This window comes from Lentimicrobiaceae bacterium (assembly GCA_028697555.1).
GTDB lineage: Bacteria > Bacteroidota > Bacteroidia > Bacteroidales > UBA4417 > UBA4417.
This window is the reverse complement of record JAQVEX010000024.1, coordinates 20,327-38,629: the sequence shown is the minus strand read 5'-3', so window position 1 is coordinate 38,629 and position 18,303 is coordinate 20,327. Positions and strand designations below refer to the sequence as shown.

The following is an 18,303-nucleotide window of genomic DNA, read 5'->3' as shown; positions in this document are numbered from 1 at the left end:
CATTTCAGTTATAGGCTTAACATTATCTAAATTGATATTAAAGCTGAAATAATCCTGCAAATGTTGTTCAACAATAGTGTCGGATTTGATTATAGACGGAATATAGTTGTTTACAATCAGATTGTAATAATCTTTAAAATTATTGTAATTGTAATTTCCTAAAATGTTAGCACTAAAATAATCGCTTTTAAGGCTCAGTTTTTTCTGAAAAGGCTTGGTATCATCAACGGCAACAACAATATTATCAAATTTAACATTCTTGTTTTTGTAGTTGAAATCGGTGTTTTTAAAAGTAATAGTTCCGTCTAAGCTATCAAGATCGTTGCCAACAATTTGAGTGGATATTGTGGTTGAAAAAACACAAGAATCTTCGCGTGGCATCAGATTTATAGCCGACAAGTTGATGTTTTTCAGATGAGCAACAAAATTGAAATCCGGCGAATTGCCGTTGAGATTTAACTTGCCATCGAAATCAATAGCAGCCAATTCATCGTCTAAAAATACTTTTCCTTCAAAAATTTTGTTTTTTAGTTTCGCATTTATTTGAATGTCGTTAAAATCATTGTTTTTAAAATTCAACTTATCAACTTTTCCGTCGAATTTTATATCGGCATTGTTGATATTCAAGCCTTTTCCGGATACATCTCCGGTAAAACTAACTTCGCCCAAAATATCATTGTCAATCAGTTTGCCAACATCAACATTATGTGATGATATGAACCCTTTATAAGCAATTAGATTTGGATTTGAATTATTGGTAAGCAATAAATTTGTTTTTAAAGCACCAATATCAGTGTTGATTTCGGCTTCGGCAGCAAAATCGTTGAAAAACCCTGCAAACTTGCCATTTACCGATAAGTTTCCAATATTCATAATTTGCTTAGGCAATTCGAGATATTTTGGCTCGCTGCGAGACGGAAGACTTATACTAGCAAGGTCTGATGTGTTTGATGTTAGCTTATTGATTTTTAAACGAATAAAAGTCTCATTAATATTAGGTAAACCTGTAATTCTGATGTCTCCCGAAAAATTGGTATTTTTGTTATACGATAAGTTAAAATCTTTCAAATTTAGCATAGCAACAGGTCCATTGACTTTACCCGAAAGATTGATTGTTTCTCGCATACCCTTCAATGAGCCGGCAAAATAGGTTATGTCGTTGAAATCTAATTTGCTCTCCTTTTTTATGTTGCTGTTTATTGAAACATCTTCAAGAAAATTGTTAAAACTTTTCCAACTATCGTATTTAAAAGCCAAATCCATATCTAATGAGCTACCATCTGTCTTAATTACTGAATTTTTCAAATCTATTGTCTCACTAGAAACATAAGCATCTGCTCTAAACTTGTTGAGTGTAAAACCCGATTGCTCAGCAAAAGACAGATTTTTGATATTGGCTTTAATTTTATCTTCTATGATGCTAACGTTAGTTACATCGACGTTAACATTCGACAAATCCAAATGCGCAAAATCGATTGTACTATCGTTTACGTATTCGGTATTATGATTATTGAAGCTAAAATGCGTGTTTATTATAGAAACACCTTCAAAAGCTATAGTCCATGGCGGTTTTTCGGTAGTTGTTTCTTTAGTGGAAGAAGACGAAAAATAGTCGATAATAAAGTTTAGGTTAATAGTAGAATCGTTTTCGTATTTACATAAATTAATATCGCCGTTAATGATTTCGACATTTCTTAAAACAATGCGTTGCTTTGCAATTTCAACCTTTTTTAAATTTGCTTCTAACTTATCGGCACTAAGTAATATATTCCCTTTTTGGTCTTTTATTGAAATATTGTTGAAGACAGGATGCAATAAAAAATTAAAATAAAAACCTTCGATTTTTACTTCGGTTTTAAGCTCTTCCGACAAATAATTAGCCGCCTTGTAGGCAATATAATTGTGTACCGCTGTGGTTCTGATAGCAGTTAATACAAATATCGGTAGCAACAAAATTGCCACAAATATTCCTACTAGTATGGAGTTTAAATTTTTAATAATTTTGCAAATTGAATACAAAAATACTCAAAGTATTATATTTTTTAGCCGAATTAATAAAATATTATGCCAATATACATATTAGGGATTGAGTCTTCATGCGATGATACGTCCGCATCTGTTATAAAAGATAGAGTAATGTTATCGAATATCATAGCCAATCAGCAGGTGCACGAAGAATACGGCGGAGTAGTGCCTGAGTTGGCTTCGAGAGCTCATCAGCAGAATATAATTCCTGTGATAGATAAAGCTCTGAAAGTGGCAGGAATAGATAAAAAACAACTCAACGCCGTTGCTTTCACCTTAGGACCCGGATTGTTAGGCTCGTTATTGGTTGGAACCAGCTTTGCGAAAGCGTTTGCAATGGGTTTGAATATCCCGATTATCGTTGTGAATCACTTACAAGCTCACGTGCTTGCTCACTTTATAGAATCGCCAGACAAGGAAAATCCGCCTTTTCCGTTTTTATGCCTGACCGTATCGGGCGGACACACTCAAATTGTGGAAGTTAATGCTTACGATGATATGAAGATTTTGGGTCAAACCATTGATGATGCCGCCGGCGAAGCATTTGATAAAGCTGCAAAAATGATGGATTTGCCATACCCGGGTGGTCCTATTATTGATAAATATGCCAAAATGGGAAATCCTGATGCTTTTGAATTTGCAAAACCGCGTATTGACGATTTGAATTATAGTTTTAGCGGATTGAAAACTTCGTTGCTTTACTTTTTGAGAGATAAACTTAAGGAAGATGAAAACTTTATTGCCGAAAACGTTTACGATATTTGTGCTTCGTATCAAAAAGCCATAATTAGCACGCTCATGCAAAAATTGTATTTAGCGATTGAGCAGACGGGAATAAAACACGTAGCAATAGCAGGTGGTGTTTCGGCTAATTCGGAATTGCGAAACGAAATTAATAAACTACAAACTATTATGCAATGCAAGGTTTATATTCCTGATTTTCAATTCACTACCGACAATGCCGCAATGGTTGCAATTGCCGGTCATTTTAAATATATAAATAACGACTTTTCCGACTTGTCAGTTAAGCCATATTCACGTAATTTAACAATGTAATTATATGTTATGGAAATAGTATTGTTAATAGTTTTAGGAATTTTTGTAGGGTTTTTATCGGGCTTTTTTGGCATTGGCGGAGGAACCGTACTTGTTCCAATAATGCTTTTGTTTGGTTATTCCATGAAAGAATCGGTTGGTATAGCGATTGTACCAATGATGATTGGTTCAGTTTTCGGTTCACTGATAAATATTAAACACAAAATGTTTGATGTAAAGCCTGCTATAATCCTAGGATTAGGTGGGTTTGTAGGTGCTTTGAGCAGCGGTTTCGTGATGAAACTTGTACCTGAAATTGTGTTGTTATGTGTTTTGATTGCTATTCAACTGTTTAATGTAATTAAAATGCTGACCAATATGTCTTATACTACCGATAAAGCTCCAATCGAGTCGAAAGGATTGCTTTTTTTGTTGGGATTAATTGTAGGACTTATTTGTATTAGCGTTGGGGTAGGCGGCGCCATAATTATTTTGCCTACTTTAATTGTGTTTTTCCGTTACGATATTAAAAAAGCAGTCAGCACAAGTTTGTTTTTTGTGGTTTTTTCTTCTACTTCCGGACTGATAAGTCTTTCGGTAAACGGTTTGGTTAACTTTAAAATAGGCTTGCTAATTGCCGTAGGAGCGATGTTAGGAGTGTTTTTTGGAACCAAAGCCGCAAGAAATATCGACAAAACACTTCAGAATAAACTGTTGGTGTTGTTATCGATAGCTATTTTGTTTATGCTGTTTTATAAGTTTATAAACTTAATAAGGTAAATAGGACAAGTTATTTATCGGTAGTTTTGAAAAGCAGATTAAATGTAGGCTCGTAGTGGAAATAATAATTTTTTGTAGTGTCGGGTCTTGTGTTTCGCTTGATATAATTGTTTAGCAAATAATCGAAAATATATTGAGCGTGCATTTCGCCGTAGGAGTCGGCGATATTGTATAAATCATCCGGTAAAATTCTGTTTATATAATTGATGTCGTAATAAGTATCTTGTTCAATATATTCTTCAACGTATCCATCGAGATTGAGTTTTTCGTTAATATTGGAGTTCATTTTAGTTATTTCAAACCATAAAGAAAAATCCAAACTGTATAACTTAACGTACTCATCGTCGTATTCGGTAGCATCCATCTTAAAAACAGGTTGGTAAAAATACGATTCCATAACTTGAAATTCCGACACGTTTACTAACCAGCTGCTTTTGCTTTCGGAGTTGAAATACGAGTTAATACTATCTTCTTCAACAACCCTAACACCATATCTTTTCAATTCAGTTGTCAATTTGTTTTTGTAAGTGTTAATAAATCTGTCTCTGTCGACAAATTGAACAATTTTGGAGTTATACCACGCAATTGAATCTAATTGGTAATCGGTGTAGTATAGGGTTGAATCTATCTCTACTGTTTGATTGTACATATCGACAAAAGGATCGACCATAAGTAAAATATCGACCTTACTCCTGTTTTTAACAAAATCTCTTGCCACTTTGTATTCAACTGAACAACTGTAAGTTATCAGTAAAACAATAGCGATAATAGCAAGTTTAAATGTTTTTTTAGCGTACATAGCAAACTTTTTTGTTTACAAATATTAATCGAATAAAGTCATTTGTTTACCCTTGTGTTTTTCGGTATCTTTACTTTTCTCATCGATATCTTCATCAAAACTTTCCGATTTTGCTTCATTCGTATTTTCAACCTTTGTTTCAGTTTCAATTTCGATTTCTGTTTCAGAAGTCTCAACTTCATTGTCTATAGCTTCGTCTTTCTTTTCATCTTCATCGGGTTCGGGTTCAAGCCAAATAATATCTCTTATTGCATTTTGCGAAATCCTTTTACCTTTTGCTTTAATATTCATTACATCAACAATATCCTTTACTTTAATGGTTTCGGGTTCTATTTGTTTTTTATTCACTTTATGGTCGAACTGAATATTAATGACCGGATACTTATCGATGGAGATATTTTCAAAATAATTGCCTTCGTCATCAGGAAAAGCTATTTGCTTTTTGTCGGTATCTTCCAACATAAAACGTTTGATGAAAAAGGTTTTTCTGGCGGCGTAATAATAAATGGAAGTGATGGGCACTTCGGGATTGTACTTTTCAATCAAAATCAAGTCATCGTCAAAACGGTTTGTAAGTTCGTAGGTCATAAGTCTAATCTCACCATTTTTATTGACTGTGATAATCTTTTCGTCTTCGTCAAAATCGCCTAAATATTTTCCTCTTTCTTCAGTATTAAGTCTTAATACTGCATCATCGTACCAAATGCTGATGGCATCAAGTGTGGAAACACCTTTTTCTTTTTGAGTGATTTTTCTTACAGCTTTGCGGCTCAATATGTTACCTTTTGAAGTTCTGCCCTTAATAGCTAATTCGGAGAAATCAAATTCAAAATCAAGTTTTTTCAAGCGCGGAGCGGGTTTAAGCTGAACCTTTACAATTTCGGCTTCGCCATTCGGATTTGCAGTAAAGTAAAGCACCTTAGTGCCTGGTTTATCGCTTGTCAGGCTGTACGTTCTGTCTCTGACAATTCCCTTGACGAAAAATCTTTTTACGTAAGCTATGCCGTTTTTACCGTCTTGGTAAATCATATTGTAAATAGTGCGTTCGTCATTTCTCTTGAAAACATCAACGTGTATAATATTCTTACCAACAAAAACTTTATCGCTAACCTTTGTTACAATAAAAGTTCCTTCTTCGTGAAAAACAATAATATCGTCAATGCTAGAACATTCGCACACGTACTCGTCTTTTTTGATACCGGTTCCAATAAATCCTTCTTCGCGGTTTACGTATAGCTTTTCGTTGGCAGCCGCAACCGTTGTAGCTTCAATAGTGTCGAAACTTCTTAGTTCAGTTTTACGCTCTCTGCCTTTGCCGTATTTTTCTTTTATTTTTTTGTAATAACTTATTGTATAGTCAGTTATGTTGCTAATGTCGTACTGAACTTGTTTGAGTTCGTCGGCGTATTTTTTGGTAATTTCGTCGGCTTTAAAGGAATTATATTTCGAAATTCGTTTGATTTTTATTTCCGTAAGTTTTACAAGGTCATCTTCGGTTATTTCGCGATAGAACTGACTTTTATATGGTTCAAGACCTTCGTCAATGGTTTGCAAAACCGATTCCCAGGTTTCGCATTCTTCAATTTGATGATAAATTCTATTCTCAATAAATATTTTCTCCAAAGAATTGTATAAAATGCTTTCCATCAATTCTTTTGCTCTAATTCCCAACTCAATTTCCAAAAGTTTTTTGGTATTAAGAGTAAAGTACTTAAGCAAATCCGAAACACCGATAAACTGTGGTTTTTTATCTAAAATAACACAAGCATTCGGCGATTCCGAGCGTTCGCAATAAGTAAAAGCATACAGAGCATCTATGGTTTGGTCGGGAGACACACCCGCAGGCAGGTGGATTATTATTTCAACATTTTGAGCAGTATTGTCGTCTATTTTCCTAATCTTAATTTTTCCTTTATCGTTGGCACTTATAATACTGTCTATAAGCGATGAAGTGGTTATTCCGAAAGGTATTTCGGTTATAGACAAAGTTCTTTTATCAATTTGATTTATTTTCGACCTGATTCTGACTCTACCGCCACGCAGACCGTCGTTGTACTTAGATACATCTGCCATACCTCCGGTTGGAAAATCGGGATACAGTACGAAAGGTTTGTTTTGCAAAAACGCAACAGAAGCATCAATAAGTTCATTAAAATTGTGCGGAAGTATTTTTGAAGCCAAACCAACTGCAATACCTTCGGCTCCTTGAGCTAAAAGAACCGGAAATTTTATAGGTAGGTGCACAGGTTCGTCGTTTCTGCCGTCGTAGCTTGGTTTCCATTCGGTAATCTTCGGGTTGAAAGCAATATCCAAAACCAATTTCGATAAACGAGCTTCAATATATCTAGGGGCAGCAGCCGAATCGCCTGTTAAAATATTTCCCCAGTTACCCTGAGTGTCTACTAGCAAGTCCTTTTGTCCGAGCTGAACCAAAGCATCACCAATAGAAGCATCTCCGTGCGGGTGATACTTCATTGTGTTACCGATAATATTCGCAACCTTGTTGTATCTGCCGTCTTCAAGCTCGTACATGCTGTGCAGTATACGCCTTTGCACCGACTTCAATCCGTCGGGCATTTCGGGGACAGCTCTCTCTAAAATAACGTAACTAGCATAATCTAAAAACCAATTCTTATACATTCCCGACAAATAGGTCGTTTGAACAAACTCATCGGAATTGCCTGCAGATTTGCCATCGTCAGATTCTAACATTTCGTTACTGTCGTCCTGCTCATCAAAGGTTTCAAATGTATCATCTAAATCGTCAAAACTCATATATAGTTATATCTTTTTATTTAAGTAATCTGATTAATAATATTTCTATCAACAACATTGCCAAAGCCATAATTATACAAATTTTCCAGACTTCGTTGCCTTTTTCTCTCGAAATTATAACATCTTTTATGTTAATTTCTTTTTCGTATAAAACATCTTTGTCGGAAAACGATAGTTTTTTCACATTATCGTTTATTTCGGTTTTGCTAAACGTTTTCAAATCGCTTTCCAAACGGTTGTAGTTAAAAGCTAGCGTTGCAATTGCTTCGTTGTTTTGTAATAAATAATAGTTGTCGGCATCAATAATATCGTTGTTTATACTTATTTTGGCAATATTGCCTACCTTAACAACGTCGGGTTTGCTGACTATATTTTTGTTTATTGCCTTAAGTTCAATATTTTTTTCGGTTATAGGAACTTCAGTTTTAACATCGCAAACTTGTGTGTTTCCAATTGTGTAGTACAAATTATACGATGCCGGAGTGTTAATAGCAATATTGTAGAATGTCGGAACAAACAAAGGATTGCCGACAAAATCGGTGTGGTTTGTGTTCATTGCAGTTGCGAAAAGATAAACATAGCCGTCGCCCGATTTTTGAGCCAACAAAAACGGTTTTTGATTCGTCAATTGCATGATTTCCAACGCAGAATAGGGGATATTGCTAAAATTAAAATATTTACTCACAGAACCCAAGTCGGATTGCGATTGCACGTCTTTTTGAAACACATTTTGGAAAAGTGGTGAACTGCTTTGCAATGAAGAAATTGCAATTTTGGTTGTGTCTAAACTCGAATAATTTGCTGTTTTTAAAGATGTTGTCAAATTTTTATAGATTTCGGGATTAGATTTAGCACTTGGCAAAATAACCAAATTTCCACCATGTTCAACATATTTTGCTATTTCATTTATAAAACCCGATGTTAAAGTAGATAATTCATTGAGTATTATTGTGTTATGCTTATTCAGATTTGTGTAATTTAGCGATTTTATATTCTGAACTTCGTAATTGATTAACGAGTCGTTTGCATATAGCTTGTTTAGAAAAACATTTGCATTTAAATCATTAATTACCAATAAATTAGTTGTGGGGTTAAGTCTACAAGCAAAATACAACTTGTCGTCGAAAGTTATGGGGTAATCGTCTATTTCAAAATGTCCGTATATCAAGCTATTATTACCTGTTGAGAATGGAACTTCAACAACCTTTTTTTCTTCAGGATTTATATCAATACTTGAAATAGATTTTTGTTGACCGTTAATGTACAGTCTTAATGGTATTTTCTCAATTTTTTGGTCGGAACTATTAGTAAGTAGAACATTTAATTTTAATGTTGTATTTGCTTGAATAAAAGGAGTTTCGAACCAAACTGAATCGACATGCAAATTGTTTTTAGAAGTTGACTTAACAGGAATAAAATACACACTCATAGTAGAGTCGGGGGGCAGATTTTCAAAATCGAAAGCATTTTTTTGAAAGTCAGAAATAACGTAAAGGGTTACATTATTCACTTTGTTTTGTTGCTGAATGCTTTTTATGCGTTGATATACTTCCGATATGGTTTTTCTTTTGGAAGTAAAATTAATATCGTTTATCAGCAAATTTATTTCTTCCTTGTTGTAATATCTTTGATGTTTACTTTCAAAATCGCAGGTTAGAACCTGAAAAATATCGTCGGTATTGTAGGCATCAATTATTTGTTTGCTGTATTGTTTAGCAACTGTAAGTAGCGAAATATTACCGCTATTGGCATCCATGCTGTACGAATTGTCGATAAACAAAGTAATAGCCTTTCGAGATTCGGCAATTTTTTCTGCATCATGATTTTTAAAAACAGGTCGTGCAAATGCAAAAACAAAAAACGAAATGGCTAATATTCGAGAAATTAAAATAAGTATTTGTTTTAACTTCCTTCTCTTTTCGGTCTTTTTATCTAACTTCTTGATTATCTCTACATTGCTGAAATAAATCTTTTTGTATCTCCTGAAATTAAAAAAGTGAATAATGATAGGTATTGCTATCAAAAAGAGACCATACAATATGTTAGGATGTAGAAAATACATATAAGTTTAGCATTAAGATATCAAACATAAGTGCCTGCAAATTTACTTTTTTTTGCGAAAATACAAAATGGGGGTAAAAATAGTGATTGGTGGTGGGTGTTTCGTGTTACGGGTTACGAGTTACGAGTTACGAGTTACGTGGTTTCTAGGACTAGAAATTAAAAATTGGAAATAAGAAACGGTTATTATTAGTCAGTGTAACGCTTCATTCACTCATCACTCATCACCCGTCACTCGTCACCGTCCACAATTGCTAATGGCTAAAAGCCAACGGCTAACAGCTAACTTAAGAAGTGACTTCGGCAGGATTCAAACCTGCAACCTTCTGATCCGTAGTCAGATGCTCTATTCAGTTGAGCTACGAAGCCAAATTTGATTTTGCAAAAGTAATATTTTTTTGTTATATCAAAGATTATTTTCGTTTTTTTATGCTAATTGTTTTTATGGTCTGAAAAAACGAATGTTTACAATACCATATATTGCACTTGCATAAGCATGGAACTGAAATTTGTTGGAATAATTAAATCCGGGGTCAAATCTGAGTTCAAATCCAAAATTTTTGTAATTAATACCTGCCGAAACGAGCATCATAAAACCATGTACAGTAATTCTTGGAATAGCTTCTGTAGTGTACGAAGTGTACAGAGTTGTGTCGCTGACAATAGTTTTATTTATTTCATATTTGTTTACCGAAGGAATAATAAAAGTATTGTATATGCCAATACCGATAAAGGGTTTAAACTCCTTATCCGTAAACGAATATTTTACAACATTACTCAATGTTATTGAATTTAAGGTGATATTAATATCTTCGGAAATGTGTTCAATTCGGTTGTTGCCAATATCGTTAGAGAATTTTTTATTGTATGAAGTTTTAAAATTACTGAACGACAACTCATTAAAAACACTAAATCTGTCGTTCAAAAAAACAATAGGTATTTCGTATGTGGCACCGGCTGCAATAACTATTGCAGGATCAAATTTTTTAATACTATCGGAATTAGGAATATGAATATTGCCACTTTCAACAAGTTTTAACCTATTGACCCCAACACCCAACGAAATGCCCATAATGTTTTTATTAGCGTATTGTCCCTTAACTTCGTAACAACCAAATGAAATAAGGAAAGTAAAAGCCAAAAAAACTAATGTGCTAATATTTTTTTTATTAAAACTCATCAATTAAAAAATTGAAATTTGCTCCGAAATTAATATATTTGTAAAAACATTGGTAAAAATTTGTTTAGGTTTATTATCTTTTTATATTTTTGTAAAAAAACTACAACATTTTATTAACATTTTACCATGTATACAACAATATTACTTCCGCAAGATGCCAATAAAAAATTTGTTCACGAACGAAAAAGGCAGCTAAAATTAGAAATACTTCGTTTTTTGTATAAAAACGGTAGTCAATCTATCCCCGATTTAAGTGGCAATTTGGAGCACAGTACTCCCACAATTACCAGAGCAGTTGAATCTTTAATTGACGAAGACAACTTAGTTATTAATTTGGGCGAAGGAGTCTCAAAAGGGGGAAGGCGTCCGAACTACTACGGGCTTAATCCCGAGGCTAAATACATCTTAGCATTGGACATAAGCAGATACTATACCAAGATATGTCTGTACGATTTTGTTTGCAATCCTAAAATTGAAGTAAAAACAATTAACGAAGGTTTTGAAACTACCAACGATATACTATCTTTTATAAAGGTTGAAGTAAACAAATATTTATCAGACTCGAAAATAGATACAGATAAAATAGTTGGAGCAGGTATTGCAATTCCGGGACTAATAAATATAAAAACCGGAATGAGCTACACTTACCTGAAAGAAGACGAGCCGGCTCACGTGATTTTTAAAGACCTGCTGAATATCCCTGCTTTCGTTATTAACGATACTAAAGCCATGACTTTAAGCGAGTTATATTTTGGCAAAGCAAATGGTAAAAAAAATGTTCTGTATCTTACAGTAGGGTCGGGAGTAGGCTTAGGAATTATTGTCAACGGTAAACTGTATCATGGAACATCAGGATATACCGGCGAATTCGGGCATATTCAGGTTCAACCCGACGGTAAACTTTGTAGTTGTGGCAAAATTGGTTGCCTCGAAACAGTTGCATCTGGTAGAGTGTTGATTGAGAATATAATAAACGACCTTTCAAAAGGTTCGGATAGTATTATTAGAAACATGGTTAATGACGATTTTTCGTCGATAGATGCAAATACTGTTACTAAAGCAGCCCAAAAAGGAGATTTCTTTTCTATACAAAAATTGGCTGAAATAGGCGAACGTTTAGGACAAGGTATAACAACCCTGATACATCTTTTCAATCCCGAAATGATTATCATTGGCGGCGATTTGGCTGTTGCCGGAAACTTCATCACTGATCCCATACAGCACAGTATTAATAAATATGCGCTACAAAAAATAAAAAGAGATGCAAATATTGTTGCATCAGAAATTGGCGAAAATACTACTCTCATGGGAGCTTATGCCAATACAATGAACGCAATTTTTAACGTATCATAAAACGAATTAAATTATAAAAATATGAAACCTACTTTAGTAATTTTGGCAGCCGGAATGGGAAGCAGATTTGGCGGATTAAAACAAATAGATGCTTTTGGTCCAAACGGCGAAACAATTATCGATTATTCTATTTTTGATGCCATCAGAAGCGGATATGGCAAAATTGTTTTTATTATCAGAAAACATTTTGAAAAAGAATTTAATGAAATCATCATCGATAAGGTAAGAAAACACATCAATGTCGATTATGTTTTCCAAGAACTCGACTATTTGCCCGAAGGCTACGTTCTGCCTGCCGAAAGAGAAAAGCCATGGGGAACAGGACATGCTTTATTGTGCGTTAAAAACATTGTTAATGAACCGTTTACAGTTATCAATGGCGACGACTTCTATGGTTTTGAAGCGTTCAAGGTTATGAGCGATTTCTTGTCCAATTTAAGCGAATCTCAACAAAATATGTTCTCGATGGTTGCATACCAGGTTGGTAATACTTTGTCGGAAAATGGCGTAGTATCACGTGGAGTTTGTAACACTAGTAGCGACGACACACTTATTTCCGTTACCGAAAGAACAAATATTAAAAACTACAACGGAACAATAGGCTATATCGATGAAAATGGAAACATGGTTGCTCTTGATTCCAACTCAAAAGTTTCGATGAACTTTTGGGGATTTACTCCCTTGTATTTCGAACTCACTCAACCGCTTTTCATCGACTTTTTAGACAAAAACATAAATACGCCAAAATCGGAATTTTATATCCCAAGTGCAATTGATTTGCTTATCAAAAGCAATAAAGCATCTGTAAAGGTTCTAACTTCCGATGCAAAATGGTTTGGAGTTACTTATAAAGAAGATAAACCCACGGTTGTAAACAAGATTAGAGAACTTGTCGATAACAAAATTTATCCTTCAAAACTGTTTTAATAATCCATTATGAACATTAATGTTTTTAAGATTGCTTCTATAATTGCACTTTGGCTATTTGGTATTAGCTCGTTTGCTCAAAATTTGGCTATTGTTAAAGATAACAAGTCCGATTACGTTATTATTGTTTCCCAATCGGCTAGTCAGTCGGATATTACTGCGGCTGAGTACCTGCAAGAGTATATCTTTAAATCGACAGGCGTGGTTGTTCCTAGCTTAAAAGAAACTGAACAACAGAACCAAAACGTGATTAGCATTGGCAATACTTTATTGCTCAGCAAAACCAAAAATAAAACAAAGGATAGTTATCAAGAAGATGAGTTTCAGATATTTGCCGATAACAACAACTTGTTTTTTGTTGGTGGAACCGACAAAGGAACTCTGTACGGAGTTATTGAATTTATTGAAAAATATTTAAACTCTTACGTATTAGCTCCCGATGTGGAAATTGTTGCCGAACTTAAAGAAATTGTTATTCCCGAAAATATTAATTTGAATGACAAACCCTACAATGTTTTCAGAAACGTAAACGGTAGCTTTGTCGACAACGAAAAGTACAAAAATTGGATGCGTTTGGATAATGTTTACGAAGTGTTTGGGAACAACTACTACGTTCATACGTTCAACAATCTTATACCATGGGAAAAGTATTATAAATTATATCCCGACTTGTACGCATACTACAACGACAAACATTTTCCAACTCAATTATGTTTATCAAATCCGGAAGTATTGAACAGAGCAATAACCAAATTGAAACATGAAATGTTTAAGCAACCCGACCGTAAATATTGGTCGGTGAGCCAAAACGACAACGACTCTTATTGTAAGTGTGAAAAATGCACTCGAACTATTGAAAAAGAAGGTAGTCCTTCGGGTTTGCTCTTGCAGTTTGTCAACAATATTGCTGCAGAATTTCCCGATAAAATAATCTCAACATTGGCGTACAGCTACACTCGCAAAGCTCCAAAATACACAAAACCTGCAAAAAACGTTCAAATCGTTTTGTGTACTATTGAATTAAATAGGAGTATGCCTATTGCCGAAGACCCTTCAAGTGCAAGTTTTGTCGAAGATATAAAGCAATGGTCGGCGCTAACCGATAATATAATGATTTGGGATTACACAGTCGATTTTGCTCACTTTTCTTATCCTTTCCCCAATTTGCATGTTTTACAACCTAACATTAAATTTTTCAACGAATACAATGTAAAATCTCATTTTCAGCAGACTAACACGCTTATTGGTCACGAAATGTCAGAACTTAAAAGTTACTTGATAGCTCGTCTCTTGTGGAATCCTGATATTAATTTCGATTCGACAAAGCAAGTTTTTATTGAGAAATACTTCGGCGATGCGTCAAAATATATATTAGAATACGTTAATACTTTAGAAAAAGAACTTCTGAAATCAGGCGATAAACTCAATATATATGAGCATCCAACGTCGCACGAAAACACGATTTATTCAGAAAAAAATCTGAAATATTACAACAAACTTTTCGATAAAGCCGAAAAAGCGGTAAAAAACAATCCGTATGTTTATCAACGTGTTAAAGTGGCTCGACTGCCCATTCAGTACACAGTTATGGAAATTGGCAAAAAGCATTTGTTAGGCAAAAGGGGTTGGTACAACAAAAAGAACAAAGATTATATTATTAAGGAAGAAATGCTTGCTGTGCTCGATGATTTCTACAATACTTGTAAAAATAATAATGTCAGAAATCTCAACGAATCGCGTCTTACTCCAAAGAAATATTACGATATGACTATGCGTTTTTTACGCATATACACCAAAGATAACCTTGCTTTTGAAAAGAAAATTACTTCAAAAGTTGCAGCAAGTGCCAAATATTCGAAAGGTGATGTGCAACTGCTAACGAACGGCGTTAGGGGTTCTAACGACTACAACGTACATTGGATAGGCTGGGAAAACGAAGATACAAAACTTATTTTGGATTTGGAGAAAAATGTTTCTTTCGATAGTATAATAATCAGTTCAATGTATTATCCGCAAAGTTGGATATTGCATCCGCAATCGATAGAGTGTTTGGTTTCGGAAGATGGAATTAACTATACATCTGTCGGCAAATATGCGCCCGGATTGATTCAAAAAGACGAAGAAAACATCAAAGACTTCGTTTTTACGGGTAAATTTAATAACATTAAATACGTTAGTTTTGACGTTAAAGGCACGAAAATTATGCCCGATTGGCATTATGCCGCAGGCGGAAAATCGTGGTTCTTTTTTGATGAGATTATTATCAAATAATATCGTAATTTTGCCGTAAATTTGTAAGTAATATAATTTGTAAAATGAAATTATCTGCAAAACTATTAATCTGTTTGTTTCTTGCTGTTAATCTGTCGGCTACTCAACTATTTTCACAAAATGTTAAGGTTGAAAAATCGACGATTATTGAGCATTACAAAGGAAAACCTTACTATATGCACTTTGTAAAAAAGGGAGAAACTATTGATAAGATTGCAGATGCCTATCAAGTTACTGTTGATGAGATTAGGCGGGAAAACGATTTTTTGAAAGGCGAAGTTTCAGAATTTCAGGCTCTGAAAATACCACAAAATCAGAAGAATACGACTTTAACAGTTAATGAACCTAAGGAAGCAAAAAGTGTAAAAGAAAAGAAAATAGTTGTTCCCGATTTTACCAAAGCCACAGTCGATACCATACAAGAATTTGTTACTTACAAAGCTAAAAAGCAAGATTCATTCGACGGTATTGCTCGAAAGTTTAATATTACCACCGAATCGTTGCTTAAGGCAAACCCAGACCTAAAAAGGCTTAAAAAAGGTACGATAGTTAATATTCCGCCTTCAAACAATTGGGTTTTGAAAACCGAAGGTACAGTCGTTGAAAAACCAAAGCATCAACAAAAAGATTCGGCAATAGTTGTTGTACCTGCAATAGACCCACTTGTAATAAAGTCTGAAATTCCCGAAAACTGCATTCTTGTTCAACCCAAACAAACACTATTCAGAATAGCAAACACATATAATGTTTCAATAGATTCTCTTATAATTCTTAATCCACAACTTAAAGATGGCTTAAAAGCCGGAATGATATTGAAAATAAGACCCGACAAAGGTTCAAAAATAGCTCCTATACTCGAAATTGGTAAAAACAAAGACGGTTTTGTTCAAAATCTGTTTGAATCGGAGTACTACAATCCAAGAAACCATGATAATGTTTTTAAAGTCGCCTTGCTGTTGCCTTTTGATGTCGAAAACTATTCAGCATCAGAGCAAGAAATAAACGACCCTAACAGCACTTTCTACCAATTTATGCAGTTTTACGGTGGTTTCACTCTTGCAGTCGATTCGCTTGTGCAACACGGACTAAAAATTAAATTATTCGTCTACGATGCCGACCAACAAAAGGGAACCGGCAAAATTGAAGCGATTTTGAAAAAAGAAGAAATGAAAAATATGGACTTAATTGTTGGTCCCTTGTTTATACACACTTTTTCGGTCGCTGCCAAATTTGCTCAGCGATACGATATACCTATTATAAATCCATTGTCGAAACGTGAAAATATTACTAACGGAAACAGTAAAGTAATTAAAGTGCAACCGCTATACAATTCAATAGGATACGTTGTTAGCAACTATATTCAAAATCATTATTCGGAAACTGTAAATGTTGTTTTAGTCGATAATAACGAAGAAAATTACAAAAGCTGCATTAGCCAAATAGCAAATTCAACGAATAACAACAGATATTATACCACAACCTATTCGGTTGTTAGCTACAAAAATGGCGGCATTTCAGGTGTTGTTGGTAAACTGAAACCCAATATTAAAAACTTAATAATCTACTTTACCAACGATAAAGAAAAAGTTAAAGAGTTTGTTTCGTTGTTGTATTCCAGAAAAGGTAACTACATTATCGATTTGGCAGGCTTCGACGAGTGGGATAGAATAGATGTTAACACAAATTTTCTTACCGATTTTAATTACACACAATTTTCGACTTACTATGTTAATCACGAACTTCCAAAAGTCAAAGACTTTAACTACAAGTTTAAAGATAAATTCAACGCATTCCCTGTAGATAGACAACTTCCTTACCTTGGCTACGATATAGGAATGTTTTTCTTAAATACGCTTTATTACTTTAATTCTAAAAACACAGATAGCTACAGCAACATTTACTATAAAGGATTATCGACAGACTTTTATTTTACCAAAAGCAACTCAAATAATGGATTGGAAAACTACGGAATAAAAATACTTAAAATTTCTGATAATCAACTGGTTGAAGATTAAAAAGTATTTCTCAACGTTTATTAACAGTCATTATTTTTCTATAAACATCTTTAATTACTGGGTTGCTATTGGCTGTTAGCTGTTAACTCTTGGCTTTTGGCACCGAAATTTCCGGACTAAGAGTTAATGGCTTCTAATCACAAACCACCAATCACCAATCACCAATCACAGCCAACGGCTAATAGCCAACGGCTAAAGGCAATAAATATGAGCCGTAGAAAGGCGTCCTTTTTAATGTTTTATCGGACAGTAGTGGTAAACAATTAGCGTCTTTTCTTATTAACAAAGTACATACAAAATTTGCATAGCAAAAAAATTATAGCCAGCATCAATACTATTGAAGCTCCTGAAGGAATATTCAAGGTAAACGAAATAAGCAAACCGGCAAGGCTTCCAATCAAGCTGAATAGCATAGCAAGTGCGATAATTTTCTTGTAATCATTAGTGAAAATATTAGCAATATTGGCAGGTATGGTCAGCAATGCAATTACCAATACAATTCCGGCTACTCTAATGTTGGCAACAATAACCAACGAGACCAAAATCAATAATCCCAAGTCGAAAATGTTGGTTTTAACACCCTTTGTGTTAAAGTATTCGGCATCAAAGGAAATAAATAATATTTGGTAGTAAAATACGCTGAAAACAACAATAGTAATCAGGGTAAGCACTCCCAAAAGCAAAATATCGGTAATGCTGACTAACAAAATGCTTCCAAAAAGGTACGACATCAGGTCGGGAACATATCCTGGGGTTAAATAAATAAAAACAACACCCAAAGCCATTCCCAACGACCATAAAATACCAATAACAGAATCGAAACGTAATTTTAAAGATTTATTTCCATAATGAATTGCCAACGCCGATAGTAAACTAAAGCCGGCAGCTCCAATTAACGGGTTTATCCCCAAAAAATAACCTATACCAATTCCCCCAAACGAAGCATGAGATATACCTCCACTTAAAAAAACCAATCGGCGGGTAACTATATACGTCCCGATAAGACCACTCAAAACACTTGATAATAGTATAACAATCAGTGAATTGTAGAAAAACGGCATTGAAAAAATTGAAATATTCAT

General features: G+C 34.3%; 12 protein-coding genes and 1 tRNA gene. 6 read left to right on the top strand and 7 right to left on the bottom strand.

Translation table 11 applies throughout. The annotated features are described in order from the left end of the window. A partial coding sequence (locus PHP31_05285; protein MDD3738687.1) for a hypothetical protein occupies positions 1 to 1,962 on the bottom strand: 1,962 nt, incomplete at its 3' end. Positions 1,963 to 2,064: 102 nt separating this feature from the next. Here PHP31_05285 and tsaD point away from each other — a divergent pair. Together tsaD and PHP31_05275 are read left to right on the top strand one after the other, a co-directional pair. Beyond that, the gene (gene tsaD / locus PHP31_05280; protein MDD3738686.1) at positions 2,065 to 3,081 is read left to right on the top strand and encodes a tRNA (adenosine(37)-N6)-threonylcarbamoyltransferase complex transferase subunit TsaD; all 1,017 of its coding nucleotides are present in this window, start codon (positions 2,065 to 2,067) and stop codon (positions 3,079 to 3,081) included. Positions 3,082 to 3,090: 9 nt separating this feature from the next. Next, positions 3,091 to 3,840, top strand: coding sequence for a sulfite exporter TauE/SafE family protein (locus PHP31_05275; GenBank protein ID MDD3738685.1), 750 nt, complete (start codon positions 3,091 to 3,093; stop codon positions 3,838 to 3,840). Positions 3,841 to 3,850: 10 nt separating this feature from the next. On the opposite strand, the gene PHP31_05270 is transcribed toward PHP31_05275, so the two are convergent. The 5 genes from PHP31_05270 to PHP31_05250 all read right to left on the bottom strand — a co-directional run bounded on the left by PHP31_05270 (position 3,851) and on the right by PHP31_05250 (position 10,655). Further along, positions 3,851 to 4,639 (bottom strand): hypothetical protein, encoded by a 789-nt coding sequence (locus PHP31_05270; GenBank protein ID MDD3738684.1) that lies wholly within the window; start codon positions 4,637 to 4,639, stop codon positions 3,851 to 3,853. Positions 4,640 to 4,663: 24 nt separating this feature from the next. Continuing rightward, on the bottom strand, positions 4,664 to 7,414 hold the full coding sequence (locus PHP31_05265) for a DNA gyrase/topoisomerase IV subunit A (protein ID MDD3738683.1): 2,751 nt from the start codon (positions 7,412 to 7,414) through the stop codon (positions 4,664 to 4,666). A 16-nt stretch (positions 7,415 to 7,430) separates the two neighbouring features. After that, entirely contained in the window at positions 7,431 to 9,476 is a 2,046-nt protein-coding gene (locus tag PHP31_05260) for a BatA domain-containing protein (protein ID MDD3738682.1), read from the bottom strand. Positions 9,477 to 9,770: 294 nt separating this feature from the next. Then, positions 9,771 to 9,844, bottom strand: a tRNA-Arg gene (locus PHP31_05255). 73 nt (positions 9,845 to 9,917) lie between these two features. Then, on the bottom strand, positions 9,918 to 10,655 hold the full coding sequence (locus PHP31_05250; GenBank protein MDD3738681.1) for a hypothetical protein: 738 nt from the start codon (positions 10,653 to 10,655) through the stop codon (positions 9,918 to 9,920). Positions 10,656 to 10,781: 126 nt separating this feature from the next. Between PHP31_05250 and PHP31_05245 the strand changes: the two genes are divergently transcribed. Genes PHP31_05245 through PHP31_05230 form a run of 4 tightly spaced genes read left to right on the top strand, consistent with a single transcriptional unit; the run spans position 10,782 to position 17,221 of the window. Continuing rightward, positions 10,782 to 12,008 (top strand): ROK family transcriptional regulator, encoded by a 1,227-nt coding sequence (locus PHP31_05245; protein ID MDD3738680.1) that lies wholly within the window; start codon positions 10,782 to 10,784, stop codon positions 12,006 to 12,008. A gap of 21 nt (positions 12,009 to 12,029) precedes the next feature. Then, a complete protein-coding gene (locus tag PHP31_05240) occupies positions 12,030 to 12,935 on the top strand; it encodes a sugar phosphate nucleotidyltransferase (GenBank protein MDD3738679.1) in 906 nt (301 codons plus the stop codon). Between the two features lie 9 nt (positions 12,936 to 12,944). Beyond that, positions 12,945 to 15,206 carry a DUF4838 domain-containing protein gene (locus PHP31_05235; GenBank protein ID MDD3738678.1) on the top strand — a complete coding sequence of 754 codons (2,262 nt, stop codon included), beginning with the start codon at positions 12,945 to 12,947 and terminating at the stop codon, positions 15,204 to 15,206. A gap of 44 nt (positions 15,207 to 15,250) precedes the next feature. Further along, positions 15,251 to 17,221 carry a LysM peptidoglycan-binding domain-containing protein gene (locus PHP31_05230; protein MDD3738677.1) on the top strand — a complete coding sequence of 657 codons (1,971 nt, stop codon included), beginning with the start codon at positions 15,251 to 15,253 and terminating at the stop codon, positions 17,219 to 17,221. A 263-nt stretch (positions 17,222 to 17,484) separates the two neighbouring features. Here PHP31_05230 and PHP31_05225 read toward each other — a convergent pair whose 3' ends face one another. Continuing rightward, positions 17,485 to 18,303 carry a metal ABC transporter permease gene (locus PHP31_05225; protein ID MDD3738676.1) on the bottom strand — a complete coding sequence of 273 codons (819 nt, stop codon included), beginning with the start codon at positions 18,301 to 18,303 and terminating at the stop codon, positions 17,485 to 17,487.

Bases quoted from the DNA above. Each gene is read 5' to 3' on its own strand.
- tsaD (MDD3738686.1), top strand. From the start codon at position 2,065: ATGCCAATATACATATTAGGGATTGAGTCTTCATGCGATGATACGTCC.
- PHP31_05275 (MDD3738685.1), top strand. From the start codon at position 3,091: ATGGAAATAGTATTGTTAATAGTTTTAGGAATTTTTGTAGGGTTTTTA.
- PHP31_05270 (MDD3738684.1), bottom strand. From the start codon at position 4,639: ATGTACGCTAAAAAAACATTTAAACTTGCTATTATCGCTATTGTTTTA.
- PHP31_05265 (MDD3738683.1), bottom strand. From the start codon at position 7,414: ATGAGTTTTGACGATTTAGATGATACATTTGAAACCTTTGATGAGCAG.
- PHP31_05260 (MDD3738682.1), bottom strand. From the start codon at position 9,476: ATGTATTTTCTACATCCTAACATATTGTATGGTCTCTTTTTGATAGCA.
- PHP31_05250 (MDD3738681.1), bottom strand. From the start codon at position 10,655: ATGAGTTTTAATAAAAAAAATATTAGCACATTAGTTTTTTTGGCTTTT.
- PHP31_05245 (MDD3738680.1), top strand. From the start codon at position 10,782: ATGTATACAACAATATTACTTCCGCAAGATGCCAATAAAAAATTTGTT.
- PHP31_05240 (MDD3738679.1), top strand. From the start codon at position 12,030: ATGAAACCTACTTTAGTAATTTTGGCAGCCGGAATGGGAAGCAGATTT.
- PHP31_05235 (MDD3738678.1), top strand. From the start codon at position 12,945: ATGAACATTAATGTTTTTAAGATTGCTTCTATAATTGCACTTTGGCTA.
- PHP31_05230 (MDD3738677.1), top strand. From the start codon at position 15,251: ATGAAATTATCTGCAAAACTATTAATCTGTTTGTTTCTTGCTGTTAAT.
- PHP31_05225 (MDD3738676.1), bottom strand. From the start codon at position 18,303: ATGAATATTTCAATTTTTTCAATGCCGTTTTTCTACAATTCACTGATT.